Source organism: Paenibacillus guangzhouensis (assembly GCF_009363075.1).
GTDB lineage: Bacteria > Bacillota > Bacilli > Paenibacillales > Paenibacillaceae > Paenibacillus_K > Paenibacillus_K guangzhouensis.
In genome coordinates this window covers 979,593-995,347 of record NZ_CP045293.1, presented here as the reverse complement: position 1 = coordinate 995,347, position 15,755 = coordinate 979,593, and the positions used below count along the sequence as shown (strand labels likewise).

Annotated in this window: 24 protein-coding genes; 2 read left to right on the top strand and 22 right to left on the bottom strand. The window is 43.8% G+C overall.

The features are described 5' to 3' along the window. Positions 1 to 89: 89 nt before the first annotated feature. The 21 genes from GCU39_RS04280 to GCU39_RS04190 form a co-directional block, all read right to left on the bottom strand. Positions 90 to 584, bottom strand: coding sequence for a hypothetical protein (locus tag GCU39_RS04280; RefSeq protein WP_193726762.1), 495 nt, complete (start codon positions 582 to 584; stop codon positions 90 to 92). Next, positions 581 to 913, bottom strand: coding sequence for a low molecular weight protein tyrosine phosphatase family protein (locus GCU39_RS04275; protein WP_152392366.1), 333 nt, complete (start codon positions 911 to 913; stop codon positions 581 to 583). Before GCU39_RS04275 ends, GCU39_RS04280 begins: the two co-directional genes overlap by 4 nt. A 23-nt stretch (positions 914 to 936) precedes the next feature. Beyond that, positions 937 to 1,437, bottom strand: a complete 501-nt coding sequence (locus GCU39_RS04270; protein ID WP_152392365.1) for a 2,4'-dihydroxyacetophenone dioxygenase family protein — start codon at positions 1,435 to 1,437, stop codon at positions 937 to 939. 199 nt (positions 1,438 to 1,636) lie between these two features. Continuing rightward, positions 1,637 to 1,732, bottom strand: coding sequence for a competence inhibitor ComI (comI, locus tag GCU39_RS31750; protein ID WP_227793437.1), 96 nt, complete (start codon positions 1,730 to 1,732; stop codon positions 1,637 to 1,639). Between the two features lie 107 nt (positions 1,733 to 1,839). Next, positions 1,840 to 2,370, bottom strand: coding sequence for a GNAT family N-acetyltransferase (locus tag GCU39_RS04265; RefSeq protein ID WP_152392364.1), 531 nt, complete (start codon positions 2,368 to 2,370; stop codon positions 1,840 to 1,842). Between the two features lie 63 nt (positions 2,371 to 2,433). After that, a complete protein-coding gene (locus GCU39_RS04260; protein WP_321575623.1) occupies positions 2,434 to 2,886 on the bottom strand; it encodes an NUDIX hydrolase in 453 nt (150 codons plus the stop codon). A 32-nt stretch (positions 2,887 to 2,918) separates the two neighbouring features. Continuing rightward, positions 2,919 to 3,362 carry a GNAT family N-acetyltransferase gene (locus GCU39_RS04255; protein ID WP_152392363.1) on the bottom strand — a complete coding sequence of 148 codons (444 nt, stop codon included), beginning with the start codon at positions 3,360 to 3,362 and terminating at the stop codon, positions 2,919 to 2,921. Between the two features lie 30 nt (positions 3,363 to 3,392). Continuing rightward, positions 3,393 to 3,782 carry a DUF5071 domain-containing protein gene (locus tag GCU39_RS04250; protein WP_152392362.1) on the bottom strand — a complete coding sequence of 130 codons (390 nt, stop codon included), beginning with the start codon at positions 3,780 to 3,782 and terminating at the stop codon, positions 3,393 to 3,395. Between the two features lie 36 nt (positions 3,783 to 3,818). Next, on the bottom strand, positions 3,819 to 4,241 hold the full coding sequence (locus GCU39_RS04245) for a GNAT family N-acetyltransferase (protein WP_152392361.1): 423 nt from the start codon (positions 4,239 to 4,241) through the stop codon (positions 3,819 to 3,821). 22 nt (positions 4,242 to 4,263) lie between these two features. After that, positions 4,264 to 5,382, bottom strand: coding sequence for an aminopeptidase (locus GCU39_RS04240; protein WP_152392360.1), 1,119 nt, complete (start codon positions 5,380 to 5,382; stop codon positions 4,264 to 4,266). 47 nt (positions 5,383 to 5,429) lie between these two features. Next, positions 5,430 to 5,909, bottom strand: a complete 480-nt coding sequence (locus GCU39_RS32195) for a hypothetical protein (RefSeq protein ID WP_265333454.1) — start codon at positions 5,907 to 5,909, stop codon at positions 5,430 to 5,432. Between the two features lie 4 nt (positions 5,910 to 5,913). After that, positions 5,914 to 6,189 (bottom strand): creatininase family protein, encoded by a 276-nt coding sequence (locus tag GCU39_RS32190; protein ID WP_265333453.1) that lies wholly within the window; start codon positions 6,187 to 6,189, stop codon positions 5,914 to 5,916. Between the two features lie 64 nt (positions 6,190 to 6,253). After that, on the bottom strand, positions 6,254 to 6,724 hold the full coding sequence (locus tag GCU39_RS04230; RefSeq protein ID WP_152392359.1) for a GNAT family N-acetyltransferase: 471 nt from the start codon (positions 6,722 to 6,724) through the stop codon (positions 6,254 to 6,256). A 71-nt stretch (positions 6,725 to 6,795) separates the two neighbouring features. After that, positions 6,796 to 7,107 (bottom strand): VOC family protein, encoded by a 312-nt coding sequence (locus GCU39_RS04225; protein WP_265333452.1) that lies wholly within the window; start codon positions 7,105 to 7,107, stop codon positions 6,796 to 6,798. Between the two features lie 58 nt (positions 7,108 to 7,165). Continuing rightward, positions 7,166 to 7,441, bottom strand: coding sequence for a hypothetical protein (locus tag GCU39_RS04220; RefSeq protein ID WP_193726761.1), 276 nt, complete (start codon positions 7,439 to 7,441; stop codon positions 7,166 to 7,168). A 150-nt stretch (positions 7,442 to 7,591) separates the two neighbouring features. Continuing rightward, on the bottom strand, positions 7,592 to 7,951 hold the full coding sequence (locus GCU39_RS31745) for a DUF4111 domain-containing protein (protein WP_227793435.1): 360 nt from the start codon (positions 7,949 to 7,951) through the stop codon (positions 7,592 to 7,594). Further along, complete coding sequence (locus GCU39_RS31740; protein WP_227793434.1) at positions 7,944 to 8,933, bottom strand: GNAT family N-acetyltransferase; 990 nt, start codon at positions 8,931 to 8,933, stop codon at positions 7,944 to 7,946. The genes GCU39_RS31745 and GCU39_RS31740 overlap by 8 nt, the downstream gene beginning before the upstream one ends. Before the next feature lie 22 nt (positions 8,934 to 8,955). After that, a complete protein-coding gene (locus GCU39_RS04205) occupies positions 8,956 to 9,396 on the bottom strand; it encodes a GNAT family N-acetyltransferase (protein WP_152392356.1) in 441 nt (146 codons plus the stop codon). Positions 9,397 to 9,428: 32 nt separating this feature from the next. Then, on the bottom strand, positions 9,429 to 10,697 hold the full coding sequence (locus GCU39_RS04200) for a UTP--glucose-1-phosphate uridylyltransferase (RefSeq protein ID WP_152392355.1): 1,269 nt from the start codon (positions 10,695 to 10,697) through the stop codon (positions 9,429 to 9,431). A 16-nt stretch (positions 10,698 to 10,713) separates the two neighbouring features. Next, entirely contained in the window at positions 10,714 to 11,409 is a 696-nt protein-coding gene (locus GCU39_RS04195; protein ID WP_152392354.1) for an SDR family oxidoreductase, read from the bottom strand. Positions 11,410 to 11,434: 25 nt separating this feature from the next. After that, positions 11,435 to 12,364 carry a GNAT family N-acetyltransferase gene (locus GCU39_RS04190; RefSeq protein ID WP_152392353.1) on the bottom strand — a complete coding sequence of 310 codons (930 nt, stop codon included), beginning with the start codon at positions 12,362 to 12,364 and terminating at the stop codon, positions 11,435 to 11,437. Between the two features lie 108 nt (positions 12,365 to 12,472). Between GCU39_RS04190 and GCU39_RS04185 the strand changes: the two genes are divergently transcribed. Further along, entirely contained in the window at positions 12,473 to 13,243 is a 771-nt protein-coding gene (locus tag GCU39_RS04185; RefSeq protein WP_152392352.1) for a hypothetical protein, read from the top strand. A 256-nt stretch (positions 13,244 to 13,499) separates the two neighbouring features. On the opposite strand, the gene GCU39_RS04180 is transcribed toward GCU39_RS04185, so the two are convergent. Continuing rightward, a complete protein-coding gene (locus GCU39_RS04180) occupies positions 13,500 to 14,537 on the bottom strand; it encodes an NAD(P)/FAD-dependent oxidoreductase (protein ID WP_152392351.1) in 1,038 nt (345 codons plus the stop codon). A gap of 257 nt (positions 14,538 to 14,794) precedes the next feature. On the opposite strand from GCU39_RS04180, the gene GCU39_RS04175 reads away from it, so the two are divergent. Beyond that, positions 14,795 to 15,739, top strand: a complete 945-nt coding sequence (locus GCU39_RS04175) for an ABC transporter substrate-binding protein (protein WP_407671695.1) — start codon at positions 14,795 to 14,797, stop codon at positions 15,737 to 15,739. Positions 15,740 to 15,755 lie beyond the last annotated feature (16 nt).

The window sequence follows — 15,755 nt, the reverse complement described above, 5'->3', positions numbered from 1 at the left end:
CTCTCGAAGCGATTTGATAGTAAAGCCAGCTTGTTGGAGAGCATTAAAATAATCTTCGATGGTTCTATGGTATTTTATTGCCTTTCCCCCTAACCACTCCTGTTCACGGACGCCCGTATTGAAATAATTGTCCACGACCCTAATTCGATCCGCCCACTCCACATGAGAAGCTCCTCGCGCTGAATGGGTTGTAGATCAAATTTCTGCTGACTCACTTTTCCATTCGGTCGAATATAGTTGAAATTTACGGTACTAGGCGAAGCCTCAACACGGATCTTTCCCTCGGTTACAAACCCATCCAACGCGTCCTCACAATAATCTTCGTTATCTCTTTCGATTAGTATTGGATCAATCCATTGATCCCCCAAGTCCCAAAAATACTTGTGCCCCTCTTCATTGATTGCCACGACGGCGACATGAGCATGCGGTGTATGTAAGTCATGACCGGTCGCATATGCGGAAATTCCACTTTCTCTAAATTCCTCCATAAGCCATATCGCTAAGTCAAAGCAATTCGCCACACCCTTAACAGATCTAGTGTCGCTTTCATATAAGCCTTCTGTCTTCTCACATGGATAGATCATGATTCCGGCATTTCAATGTATTCCGATACGCTCGACTTTAATATTTCTATTAATTCCTCATCCATAAATCTGTAATCGTCCGGAATATCTAGACATATCAGTCGCTTATTCTCTATCGCATAAGCAAACTTGTCTCTTAACCTTCTACTATGCTTCTTCTCCATTACAAAAATCATATCAGACCAACCTATTAGTCCTGCAGTTACCTTGATTCTTGCTCCTTCTTCCGTTCCAGCTGACCGTACTTCATAACCATGAATTTCATCAAAAATCTTCTCTGCCGTCAAACTACGCCATTGATTGCGACTACAAATAAAAAGCAATTTAATGTTCTGTCACCTGTCCCTTATGTTTAATAAATAAGTTCCTCAATCACATCTATCTTGTTCTCTTCACAATAATCTCTGTACTTCTTCAGTACGGTATAGACATCGTCTTGACCAATAATCATATTATTCTCGTCAAAGTATTGTAGGGCGCCTCCAAGGATAAACAACGTAATGACTTCTTCATCGCCCGTAATTAATGTATGAACGTCTCCAGGGGGTTCGAAAATAAATGATCCAGGCCTAGCTACCCAATCACGACCTTCATATCTCCATTGTCCTTGAAGGTTATAGCCAATAACATTTCCGCCCGTATGTCTATGACGAGTTAATATTTTATTGCTCTTGATCTTAAACAAATATGTCCATGATCCTGTCGTTAGATCAAATCGCAATGGTTTGAAATGACAATTCACTTCCCCTTCATCAAAAGGGACCCAAGGTAAATCTTCCATGTGAAAAACTCTCTCAGGTAATTGGATTTGTTCAGCTAACTTCATTACGGCTTCACTTACTAGCTGTTTCATCGTCGATCCCCCTCTATTGTCATTTGTATCGTTTTTCATAATTGCTTTGATACATGTTTTTACATATGGTATGATATAGTAATAAAGACCAAGTGCGCTAACACTTGGCCCATACAATTGGCTTGGATGGTTTATCCCCTTCTTAGTCAGTTAAGAACGAACGAAAACCCACCTTCGGCTGCTAATCTTAGGGTGGGTTTTACTTTTTCTTGTTGTTATTATTAATGTAAGTTAAAAGAGCAAGAATGAATGATCCAAATAGGAACATTATCGTTAATGCATCTTTCACTTCCATGGCCTCACCTCCTTTCGAAGGGAAACCATGACCACCCAAGATTCAATTGTAGTTATATTTTACCTTTATTTACATCTGCGTACAAGTGTTCTCAAATCTCCATATTCCTACTTTGAAAATCTAAAAATCATCTTTTTACCATCATTTTTGGTTTCTGTTGTTTCCTCTTCATAATTTCCAATAGTATAATGATGAATTGTCCTTCGCCAAAAAGTCTGTGCTCGCTTATTGGTTTCTTCTGGGTTCGTTTGCAATTCCCACGTGCCTTGATGGTTATCAAACACTTGAACGGCCGCAGCTTCAGCCACACCTCGACCACGGAATGATCGTAAAATAAAAAACTCATTTAGAAAAAATTCACTTCCATGAGGTGTGTGGGGCGGTGTAGCCACGAGAGCAAATCCTGCTGGAATTTCCTCTACTTTTATCAAATAGGGAAATAGTATGGATGGCTTCGACCACCATATATCAAATACTTTATTTTGCTCAATCAATGTCATTGTCTCGTCATCTTCAAAAACCCCGTACTTATTAGGTTTCCATTCCCATATTTCAGATAAATCATGCAAATATAAGGGGTATAGATTGTTGATGATAAATTTAGTATCTGGGTCTGTCAGATGTATTGTTACGTTCATGGATTCATCTCCGTTCTGTCGTACAACGGTTCTTGTATCTACGGACCAGTTTACTTGCTCAATCTATTGATTTAAGAACTTATCCATATAAATCCGATTAGCTGGATTCAGCTTGGGGAGATCATTTATATTAAAAAACCGGATGTCCAATGATTCCACTTGATCGGATACTAAATCACCTGAAAAATCGTTACAGAGATATAAAGTCGTAACGGAGTAAAGTTCGTCACCGTTCTTTAATTTCAAATACAATTCTGGCCCCGAAAAAACATCTAGCAACGATAACTTATTAAGCTCCAAACCGGTCTCTTCACGCACTTCTCTTCTTGCCGTATCTTCTAGTGATTCCCCAGGCTCCATTAATCCGCCCGGCAACCCCCAATCTCCATCACGTCTGTGTTGCAAAAGGATCTGTTGGTCTTCATTCATAACGATTACAACTGAGCCGACTAAAATAAGGGGCCTGGTTCCTACTAATGTCCTCAGTTCACGAATATAATCACTCAAAATGTTCACCTCTGATCGGGAATCGCTCTCTTAGATAATCTTCACTTCAATTTCTTTTTCAGAAAGTATTGTTTAATTCCGTCTGGGTATTCATCATTAACGCCAAAAACCTCATAACCCATATTCTTATAAAATTCTGGCGATTGATATGAAAATGTACAAGTATGAGCAAATGTACATCCAAGTTCTTTGCCCAATCTTTCAGCCTCGACTATCATGACTTTTCCATATCCTTGATGTCTATACTCATCAGCGATCCAAAAAACATCCAGATATAAGCCATATAACCAAGTTTCACAGAATAGACCGCCAATGACTTTATCTGATTCATCTCTTAAATATAAATTGATATCCTTGCCTGGCTGTTGAAGTAATCCATTCGTTGCCTGAACATTATATTGATATAATTTATTACAAGTATCTTCATAATCCGTGTCATTCGCTTCTACGGTAATCCTAATACGATCTAATTTGATATCCGGCATATGATTCTCCTTTATAAAACATTAGTTTAGTTACAGCAGTTTTTTCAAAATTTGCTGTGCAACTTCATGCACCTCTTCATTTACCTCTCCTTTAGTAGGGCTATATGCTAATCTATTGAGTTCAGGTTCAATTTCTTTTATGAGATCATTCGGAAAATTCATAACCAAATAACTTAGGCACCAATACTTCCAAATATGATCATTTGTGGTTAGCACGTTTTTTATATGCGGAATTGTTTGTTCAGACACTTTCAATAGCATTTGAGATATATCCCTAGCAATTGGCCAATTCATATCTTGAAGCCAAGTAATAAGATCAGGAATAAGGGGCACTATTCCCCGCTCACTTAAATTCTTAATTCTGCTTACTCTTTCATAGTCTTGTTTGTTTCTAGGCAACAAATCTTTATGATTATGCATTTGGTTTCATCCTTACCACTTTCTGATAACGTTATATTACTGGCTACTTCTTTGAGGCGCTCTTCTCATAAAACGTTCTGAATCTTTTTCAAATCCATATTGTTCATATAATCCATGCGCATCCTTAGTTCCTAATACCCCTGTCATCCACTCGTATTCTTCTAAATTTATAATAATTTCAATTAATTTCTTTCCTATTCCTTGCCCTCTATACCCTTCTAAAACAAAGACATCACATATGTAATAAAAAGTTGCTTCATCTGTAATCACTCTTGCAAAACCAATTTGATTATCACCATGATACACACCGAAGCAATGAGATGTTTCAATGGATTTTAAAATTCGTTCCGGCGATCTTCTGCTCGCCCAATAACTTTGAGCAAGGAAATTTAAAATAACTTTTTGATTGATCTTGGAATTGTCATCTGATATCAGATAATTTTTATAGTAGAAATCCATAGAACTACCTCCAAAATATAAGTCACTTCGATATAAAAATATCTGGATTTAATCCCTTAAGTTCATCGATTACAAAATATCCGTCTTCTCTAACGAGAACATCATCAAACCATAATTGTCCTCCACCATATTCCGGTCTTTGTATATGGACAATATCCCAATGAATCGAAGACAGATTAGCATCATCGCATTGCGCAGCACCGGTCCCTACAGCAAGATGAATACTTCCCCAAATCTTCTCATCAAATAATATATCTTTCATTGGATGACTAATATATGGATTCAGGCCAATTCCAAGTTCTCCAATATATCTCGAACCTTCGTCTGTGTTTAGGATCTTAATCAGTTTTTCAGTATCGTTAGCTGTTGCTTCAACAATTCTTCCATCCTTGAATGTAAATTTAATATTTTCAAATGTAGTTCCCTGAAAGATCACAGGAGAGTTAAAAGTAATAAATCCATTGATGGAGTGTTTCTTAGGAATACTATACACTTCGCCATCTGGAAGGTTCTGGTGACCAGCATCCATGGAAACAGGCATGTTTTTTATAGACAAAGACAAGTCACAATTCGGCCCTACAATTCTTACTTTTTCTGTTGCCTTCATAAGGTCGACAAGTTTCTGCATCTCTAGAGAAAGTTTGAAATAATCTAGGGTGCATACATTAAAATAAAATTCCTCAAATCGATCTGTTGACATATTAGCTAGTTGAGCTGCAGAAGCATTTGGGTATCGCATTATACACCAATTAGTTCTATCCCATCGATGTGCATGGACTTCATGATAATAATTCTTCCAGTAAAGATCCATCTTCTCCCAATGCACCTCATTTAATTCATTAACATTCTGACCCGCTCTGATGAGGAGGTATGCATCCATATCTTTCATTCGCAGAGTATCATAAGCAGCCATGGACTGAATTTGTTCTATAGAACAATTATTTAGCTGAATAGCTAGTATTTCTTGGTCAAGAAACACGACGAAGGGAATCCCCCCCACATGATAAGCTTCCTCCACGATTGCCTTTGCTAATAGGTTTTCATGTCCTTCTATTTCTATTAAAAGCTTCTCGCCCTTCTTAAGATTGAGTGAATAGTTCACTACATTACGAGCAAGCAGTTGTATTCTTTGATCCTTCATAACTACCCTCCAATTCATTTATGATTATCTCGCCTAACATTACTTTATTAACGAATCTCTTTTCCACCATAGATCTTTCTGTTATATGCATCTTCTAAAAGTTCCTTAAGTCCTTCCGTTTTTCTCTTTATAAATGTATCCCAAAAAGTCTTTCCCTTATGAGCTAATTCATCAGTAGTATACAATTCTGGATGAAAGATTCCCCAACACCCATCTGTTGTAAGCTTATCCCAGCCCATGAAATCAGCATATTTTTTGTAGTCACTAGGAATTTGAGACCCCATGGGTTCTAATTTCACTTTATCTGGGCATAACCACATTGCAGTACATACCGACAGTAGACCGCCGTGCATTTCATCTAATCCTTCTAATTCTGCTGCTTGAATAGCAACAAACCAGGCATCGTGATTATGATGTGGATGAATGACTATAATTTCTGAGTATTTATAATTGATGTACTTAATAAATGCCCCTTCCCAATAAGAACCGCCATGACATAAAACAAACTTCTTAAAGCCTTGTCTCATTAAACTAGTAATGATTTCTTCTATTATTGTTGTTTACGTTTGGACTAATCGTTACAGTTCCCCTAAAGTTCGCGTGCTCCTCAGAGGTGTTAAATGGTAATGTAGGGAGTACATGCGCATTTAACGCTCTTCCATATTCTTCAGCATACCGTTCAGCAATTAAGTTATCTAAGTGCATGGGTAAATATGGGCCAAACTGCTCTGTCGCACCTATAGAGATAACTACAGTATCAATGCCGCTCTCGGATAATTCTTTAGTTGTATTGGTATAATTCAACATTACATCACGTCCTTATGGCAAATAATGTGGGCAACAGTAGGTAACATTGCGATAAAAAAGGTTATTATTGTGCATATTTTAGCTTTAGCTTATAGATTAGCTCGCCATCTTGATTCTCTCTTTCTTGATTTACAAATCCTAATTTCTCGTAAAGCTTTCTCGCATGATCATTACTTTTTTCGATTGTCAGAGAGATTTCTTCGCATTGTCTGTGCGTTTCCTGAATAAATTCTAAGATTCTTTTAAGAGAATGCGTTCCTAATCCAGTCCCTTGATATTCCTTGTCTATTTGAAACCCACCGATCCAGTAATTATTCGTACTATGCGGTGTATAGGAAAGATAGAAAAATCCAAATGTTTTATCATCCTTACACAAAATATATGGATCAAATGCCTCGTCCCACGGTTTTATATAAGCCCATGCTAAAGATTCGATAACAGAGGGTACAAGCTTCTCTTGGGATTGGAGTAAAGAAATCGTGAGCGCTTCTTCCCAATTATGTTTATCAATTGGTTCTATGCGGATTAGATTCATTTTTATATTCCTTTCGACTTCACATCACTATTGCATTGATTTCAGCTCACGTTTTTGTGATGAAATTACCTTCATGATCCCTTACTTAGGTTTGAATAGAAATTTATTATGTTGCCATCTGGGTCTCTAAACCAAAATGATCGTCTTCCCCATGGATAAGTTTCAGGTAGTTTTATAAGTGTGACATCTTTATTTTTTAACCTTGTAAATTCTTCATCAACATCAGTAACTTCGATTTCAATCGTGTAACTTCCATAACCAGCATTTAAAGTGCTTCCCGGAGACATACGCTCCATTCCTTGCTTTGAAAATATATCGATATGACTATCTTCTATTAAAATCCTTGCGTTATTTTCATCTCCAACAGCCTCTGCTTTCAACATTTCTCTGTAAAATCCCACTAGACGAGATACATCTTCAGTTATCAAATCCACTTACGATTTATTTTATTTCTTTCTTTAGATACTCATTTAATTTCTTAACATTGTCAGTTACATATTCAATTTCTTGATTCTTTTGTTTTATTAATACATATAGTGGTGTGTTTAATACGTTTATTCTCTTATCTGGAATTCCGATACCTGGAACTCCGAAACTGTAGCCAGTTATTCTATTATTGGGATCTTCTAAACCTTCAACTTTCTTGCTATTACTTGCTTGATTCTCATAGATAAAGAGTGTATATTGAGTCTTTTGAAAAGAATTAGTTGCGATCATATATACAACAAAACATACTAACAATCCTGATCCCAAATAAAATAGATATTTATTTATTGAGTTTTTCATGGTTTTATCCCTTTGTTTTCTTAATTACAGCAATTTCACGAATTTCGACAATATTATGGTTCAACGCACCACGCCCATTCATCAACCAGTATTCTCGCTACCTCCACGAATCTCGCTCAACATATATCGAATAAAAGCGATCAATTCCGATAACTCCACTTTACTCCGAACGCTGTCCCCGTTGTACTCATCTAAACATTGCTGAACCAATGCTTGATAAGACGGTGGCAGCATCTTCACGCCCCACTCCCCGCCCTCGCGCTTCGAAGCGATGACGCCTTCACGAATATAATAGAGCACCCTGCAGAGATTCAATGTCACGTACACCGGTGTTACATAGGCAGGAGGATTGTTCATGATCTCTTCCGCTGCTTCCTCCACATCATACACAATGGATGCCAGGTACAACTCCCGATCGATAGGCTCATATAACTCATGCAAAGGCCTGCCATACAATACTAACGCCTCGATGGTAAGCGACCATCAGCTGCGCGGCTAAGTCCTTATCTTCGTAACCCCCGCACAGATAGTTCGCATCCGCCCGATAAAGCTCGCGGTGATAATCTGAATAGTGAAATTCGACCGGCGTAGGATAAATGAAGGAGGTCATGTGATCTTCCAACACGATACTGAACTCCAACCCGCGGGCATTGGGCAGCTCTTCGTGTATCGCCAATGCGAGCTCAGCGATTTGCTTGTTATTGTCCCCTGTCAATTTCTTTCTCACCACAATAAGGCAATCGACGTCACTACGAGACGAGTGGAAGCAGCCCATCGCCAGCGATCCATGCAAATAGATCCCCACCAGATTGTCCTGCAATGCATCACGGAACCGTGCGACGAGCTGATCCAAATAGACTTGCATCTGCATTTCGCCCTGTGTTATACGCATGATCTGGTTATCGCGGTACTCCCCATCGAACAACTCATGGGCATGGAGCACTTTGACCTTGCGGAAGCCGCATTTCTCATAACTCCGAATGGCCCTTACATTCCACGTCTGCGGATCGATATATACGTCAGCCGCCCCCTGCTCCGTTAGCAAGTACCGAACAACCGACTTTAACGCCGCCGTCCCAATCCCTCGATCCCAGTAATCACTCTCGCCGATAAATAGATCAACGCCATAGTGAATCTGGCCAGGCTTTGCTCCGTATAGTTCGATTTCATCCTCTTGCAACGGATAGTATTGCAAATAGCCAATCGCCTCATAATTCCATTCCACGATGCAAGGAGTAACAACGTGTTTGCCTCGCGTCCGCGGTCCGTATTTCGCCACAATTTGATCCATCGTAAACTGCGTGCTAGGCCCTTCTATGTACCGCAGCACCTGCGCATCATTCAACCATTTGTATAATAAATTATAATCTCCAACATGATCACGCATGCTCCGGATCGAGAGCCACCCCTCCATGATGAACATCGATGTCACCCCTTCCTTCGTATTAGGACTTCTCGCCGAGTGCGACCAAGTCTTTCTTCAGATAATAATGAGTATGCCGTCCTGCATTCTCGATCACGCCATAGACTTCAAAGCCGAGCTTTTTGTAAAAATCCAACGCCTGAAAGCTTAACGTATCCAGCTTCATGAAGTCGCAACCTTTCTCGCGCGACAGCTTCTCTGCTTCCATGAGCAATCTCTTCCCATACCCCACTCCCCGATAAGCAGCTTCGACAAAAAGATACTGGATCTCCATCCAATTCCAGCAAATCTCGCCGATAATCCCGCCATAAGTTTGCCCCTCGTCATCCTTCAAGAAGAGGTTCACTTCTTGGTATCTCCCTTTCAAATCATCCGGAAAATGCATCCTGTTAAATTCGGCCATCTTATCTCGCACATAAGCTTTATCTTGTAGATTTGACTCTTGTATAATCTGTAGTTCCATCCGTTTCTACCTCTCTTAACTTTCTACTCGTCTCAATCTTCTTCCGGGTACATCCGCAGTACGAGTTGCTTTGCTGTTCGAGGGCTATCTTCGCCCTCTTTATTTTTGACCGGTGCGAACTCCTTCTCCCGATCCACACGAAGCACGGTCATCCCCTCTGCTAATGGGAAAAAATCAAATATTAACCGCTCCAGCTTATACGCATTCGGCACGTCACTCGCGATCATGACTCCATCAGTTTTCAGATATGGAATGGCCTTGGACGCCACGTGGAACGGTATCGACGTATCTGCATGCTGTGCAATAAAATCGTAACGAAACATATGAATCGAGACATTCGCTAAGGCATAAGTCAATTCCCCTTGCACATTACGCTCTTGCAACAACGATTCAGGAAACTCCGTATATTCTACGATAGCGGGACGCTCATTCCGCATGCACACCAACCCGACTTCCTCTTCGGGAAGTTCTTTGCTTACCACCTTGGATGCGATAGGATACGAATGAAGGTCGGCCATGCCGATAAAGACGAGATCTGCCATTTGTATGAGCGCATTATCTACATTGTAATAGAACAACCACGTCACTCCTCGACGCAGCATATCCTCCAATGCGCCAGAACGTTTGAGCGATGCAAAGCATTCCCCATTCCCGCTCGGGGCCAAATAAAGTTCTGAGGGCGAAGCGAGCAATAGCTTGCCTTCATGGTCCATCGCAGGCATCGTATTCTGCTCTAAGAAGAAGCAATCTTCCTCCGGATAGCCGAAAAAACGATGCGACGCATAGAAATTAATGGTGTCATCATGATTCTCCGGGCTCGTCATGATATACCATGGGACAACACGGCCAACCCGCAGCGATAGCTTCAGCAGCCGTTCTGCTTGAAGCTGGAACAGCGATTTATGCGACGACAAACCAATATCGAGCGTACCCTTAGGACCTGCATGCCCTAATCTGCTTCCTTGACCACCTGCAACCACGATGACGCCAACCTTACCCTCCCGCAGCAAGTCTAATCCGCGTTGTTCATATTGATCATAGGTATCTGGAGACAACATGTTCACGTCCAAAAAAGGGATCGGTGCAATACGCTCGTCTTGAGCTATACTGCATGCCGAACGACTGCGATAAACTTGCGCAAGCGCCTCGAAATCGACACGCAGCACTTGCGCCGCGAGCTTCCGCCGCTCTGCCTCAGACAATTCGCTCATGTGATGTGCAAGATCATCTTGCTTATATGCATGCAGTAGATGCTCCGCTTCTGCCACTACACGCTCAATCGCTTCACGCTCACTTCCCATTTCCTCGTCCCCCACTTCATCCCACGCTTGGACATGTCAACGATCGGCCGTTATCCATCGTCGTTAGCTGCAGCATATATGGCACAGCCACACGGGACCATGCTTCCGGCGTAGGCGAATGAGCCATATACTGCGGGCCGCAAGTCTCGAGCATGGACGTCTGGATACCACCGCCCGGATCTAAGGCGACCACTGCAACCGTCTTTGGCAGCTCCTGTGCCATCGACTGCGTAAGTCCTTCAATAGCGAACTTCGATGCGCAGTACGGCGCAAGCTCGCCTTCGCCTTCCCTGCCCCATCCGGAGCTCATATTGATGATCATCCCCCGCTCCGCTTTGATCATCGCAGGCACGAAGGACTTGATCACATTCACGGTCCCATTCACGTTAATCCGCATCACATTCGCGAATTCCTCATCCGATACCGACCAGATGGGTGCATTTCGGTTCACGATAGACGCATTATTAATGAGCAAATCGGGTGCCCCGAACCTTTCAAGCACGTATTCCGCCCATCTCGCGACCGCTTGCGCATCGCCTACATCCACCACCTCAAAATGATGATGCGCAACCAAGTCGCGCAGTTCCTCTATCCTTGCCTGCGAACGGCCACAGCCGAAGACGGTCCACCCCAGCTCATCGAACCGATCGACCATTGCACGACCTAACCCTTGCGTCACACCTGTAATCACAACTTTTTTAACCGTATTCATCGATGTACCTCCTAGTCACAATGCCCTAATCCGTTAACGGTGGGATTTCCATTTTCTGCACTTCTAGTGGGCCCGGTACGAACCCTAACTTCAAATACACCGACTCTGCGTCATTTCCCTGCATCACATACAACCGGAGCAGCGAGTATGATCCCTTCAGTTCCGACAACGCCCGACGGAGCATCATGCTGGCCAGCCCGCGTCCTCGATACGCAGGCAGGACGCCGATGGAATAGACCGCAGCGTAATCACCCTGTAATCCGACGCGGCAATTCGCAACCAGTTCATTCGTCTCTTGATCATAGACAAGCGTCGACGCATGCATCAACACATCATTCGTATAATTCGGATCGATCGACGGGATATGATCTTCCTTCGCCAATTGACCTCTCCGCGTCGCATCCAGTCCGCCAATGAAGCTAGCATAATGGCAGTCCGTAATCTCTTGTTCCTTCACATAGCGGTAGGATCCGTCACTTTGTGCTTCCCGCTGCAGCGTCTCAATCCGATATGCATCTCCCCACACCACATCAAAGTGCTCCGTTGGCCGCTGCATCCACCGGCACCGGAAAGGGTCCGGCCAGAATCCCGCACGGGCATACAAATCGACTTGATCCGGCAGCACTTCGAACGTTTTGATCGCTTCCCGTCGATCGGACCATGACAGCAGCAACCGCTTCAACCCTCGCATCACCAACGCCTCGTCATGGAACGGAGGGATGAAGAACAAATAATAGATCTGGTTCGGACTCATTCGCACCCCGCCTACCCTAATTTCCCCTTGGTAGATCCAATAAGCAGGACTACTCGACGTCACATACGTCTCCTCGCGAAAAAATCCATTGTACGCCATGTTATAATATATCGTGCAATACATCCCCCATTCCTCAGGATCCGCACGCTGTATGAAATAGTCATCTTGCAATGCATATCTTTGAATCTCTTCTGCCCACATAGGTTGTATTCCTCCTTCAATCCTTGATTGTTCGAGCAAGAAATGATAAATTTCTATGAAAACATGATAAAATAAAACCGTTAAAAAAAGTAAAGGCGGAGAAAACTTATGGATACGACGTTTATCATCAAGCCCACTACATATACAGCGTTCGAGAATGAAGCCGAACAGATCGACAAATGCAAAGAATGGGGGCTTCTCTCCGACAAAGCCGTGAAATCCAAAACCTTCTATTACAAAGGTAGCGGGATGAACCAAGCATGTGACATTGTCGGTTATGTCGATCATTTGACGGCGGTCATTCAACTCAGCCCGGAACAGCTCCACTGCATTCACCCCTCTTATCTGAAGGAGATGCAAGCATCCACCTTCGGTTCGAGAGTATCAGCTGCGACTGACAAATCAAATGAAACAGAAGTGGAGACGACCTCTGCCACTGAACCGCAAGAACCAACCCAGCAGGCACAAGAATCCGTTGCAACACCAGCGATTGACGAGCCAGTGGCAACCGAAACTTCTCAGGCTGAGGAAGCAGAAGCGCCAGCCAAGTCCAAGGCGAAGAAAGGCAAAGCGCCAAAGCTGGAGCTCCCGGAAGAAAAAGTGAAAATGACCGCTACGGTCCAAGAATTCACTACCGTACCGAACAACTTCTCCGATACGGACGATGAAGTTATCATCTATGAAGCGGTCGCCATGATCGATCCGCCACTCGAAATCGGGGTCGCTTGGTCCAGCCATAGCGCAACGCTGAAGAAGTTCGAGCTCGAAGTCGGTGACACGATCACGTTCGACGCCAAGATTATTGCTAAGAAATTGACCAAGCACCCCGTACCATACAAGATCAACAACCCAGCTAAAATCCAAAAAACGACATCGTAACAACCAAGAGAGTATGCGCATGCATGCTCTCTTCTGCTATGCCCGCTCCTCCTCTTATTCTATCTTCACTCGCATCACACGCATAAGGAAAAAATGAATATAATCAACTCTACCCATCCTAACTTAGCAACATCGATCCCTTGAGCCGGACTTCTGCCCCGATAGCAGATTCTCAAATATGTGGCGGAAGCCAAAAACGGCCTCCCCCCGTTAGACACGAGAAGAAACCGCCGATCGAAGTCCCGATCCTATTTGCCTACTCATCCCTCACGCCATATGCCCGATTTTTCTCTTTGAATCGATCATTATGGGAGGAGACATAGGCCACGCGCGGTGCCTCTGGGTCTAGATATAATATCGCGCTGTTCACCGCCAGCACCGCATCCGAGAACGCTCCTGCGATCAAATTCACCTTGCTCTCATAATACACGAAATCCCCCGCAGCAAAGACGCCCGGTAAATTCGTCGCCAGCTTCTCGCTAACGAAGACGTTCCAATCATCCATCCGAAGCCCCCACGCCGTAATTCCCGTAAAATCGGACTTGAGCCCATGATTCACGATGACAGCATCCACATCCATTCGCTCCGTCTCCCCCGATTCCAGATGGCGAATCGTCACTTGATCGATTTGCTGCTCATCGCGGCTATGCAGCTGCTGCACCACATACGGCGTCCGAACCTCTACAGAAGAGGCTTTCATCCGCAGCACATTTTTCTCATGTCCGCCGAATTGATCCCGGCGATGTACCACAACGACACGTTCTGCTATCGGCTCGAGTTCATTCGCCCAATCGATCGCGGAATTGCCCCCGCCTGAGATCAACACGCGTTTACCGCGGAACGGCTCCAATGCTTGGACCGTATAATGCAGATTGGTCACCTCATAGCGATCGGCTCCTTCGATCTCCAGCTTCTCCATCTGCAGAATGCCACGTCCGAGGGCCAAAATAATCGTGCGGGTCCAATGTCTCTCACCGGATGCCGTCACGAGTACGTAAGTCCCATCGGCCATACGCTCTAGCCCTCTAACCTGCTGACCGAACACGAGCGTCGGATCGAATAGCCGAGCCTGCCGCGCCAACTCCACGATCAGCTGCTCACATTGGATCGGCGCGAACCCTCCTACATCCCATATCATTTTCTCTGGATAGATGAGCATCCGTCCGCCCAGTTCTTCTCTCGCCTCGATAATTTTCGTCTTCATATCCCGCATTCCGCTATAAAAAGCAGCATACATCCCCGCCGGGCCTCCGCCGATAATCGTAACATCATACAACTCTAATTCACCTGTCACCTGCTATGCCTCCAATGCGCCATTGTTTCAATGATAATCATTCTCACATCATTATCCAACAACGCATCCCACTAAACAATGAACAAACACGACCGTTTTTTTGCACAAAATCAAGAGAAAACCTTTGTACAAAATCAAATGCAGCAATTGCATTTCTCCATTGCAAGCCTTGTCCATGCCGATTATGATTGTTTACATTGATAATGATTCTCATTTGAAATGCATTTATTATTTTAAACGTTGGAGGAACACACATGTTGAGTCAAGTAAGAACCACCTTATCCAGATTGGCCTTCATTGCCGTATTCGGAGCATCATTGGCTGGATGCGGCAACGCAGACGGACAGGCTACGAATGAAGCTGCTGCGCCTGCCGTTCGATCCTATACGGACTATATGAAACATCAAGTTGAGCTGCCCGCTAACCCTGAACGCGTCATATTCATCGGCGAAACGACGAGTGACATGATCGCGCTGAAGACAGAGCCTGTAGGCGTTCCGAAGAACTGGGCGGAAGGCACCGTCTATGAAGAACGGATGAAGAATGCGGATGATATTAGTTTCCCTGTCAATCTCGAGAAAGCGCTGAGCTTGAAGCCGGATTTGATCATTACTGGGAATACGGATGAGAAGGAATATGAACAACTGACCAAGATTGCACCGACCATCATGTTCGACACGTTCGCCCCGCTCGAAGACCGGATTCCACTGCTCGGCGATATTCTTGGGAAGAAGCAAGAAGCCGAGCAATGGCTCGCAGACTATAAGGCACAAGCAGAGGCGATGTGGAAATCGCTTGCGGAGAGTGGCATGAAGCCTGGTGAGACTGCAACGGTCCTAACCTATTACCCGGGAGATCGCTTGTTCGTCATGGCGAAGACGGGCCTGTCCCAAGTGCTATACCAACCGGATGGCTTAAAACCTACTGCGCAAGTGCAATCCGTGCTCGATGAGAATGTCGGATTCAAGCAAATCTCGATGGAGGTCTTGCCTGAATTCGTCGGCGATCGTGTATTCATCCTGACTCCTGTCGATTCGGAAGCGAAGCAATCGACGACGGACATGATGCAGAGTCAAATATGGAAGAACTTGCCTGCCGTGCAGAATGGCCATGTCTATACCATCGATATCTTAAAGTCCGGCAGCGATGCCTTATCGCGCGAATGGCTGATACAAGAACTGCCTAAGCTCTTAGCGAAATAAACAACGGGGATCCCTG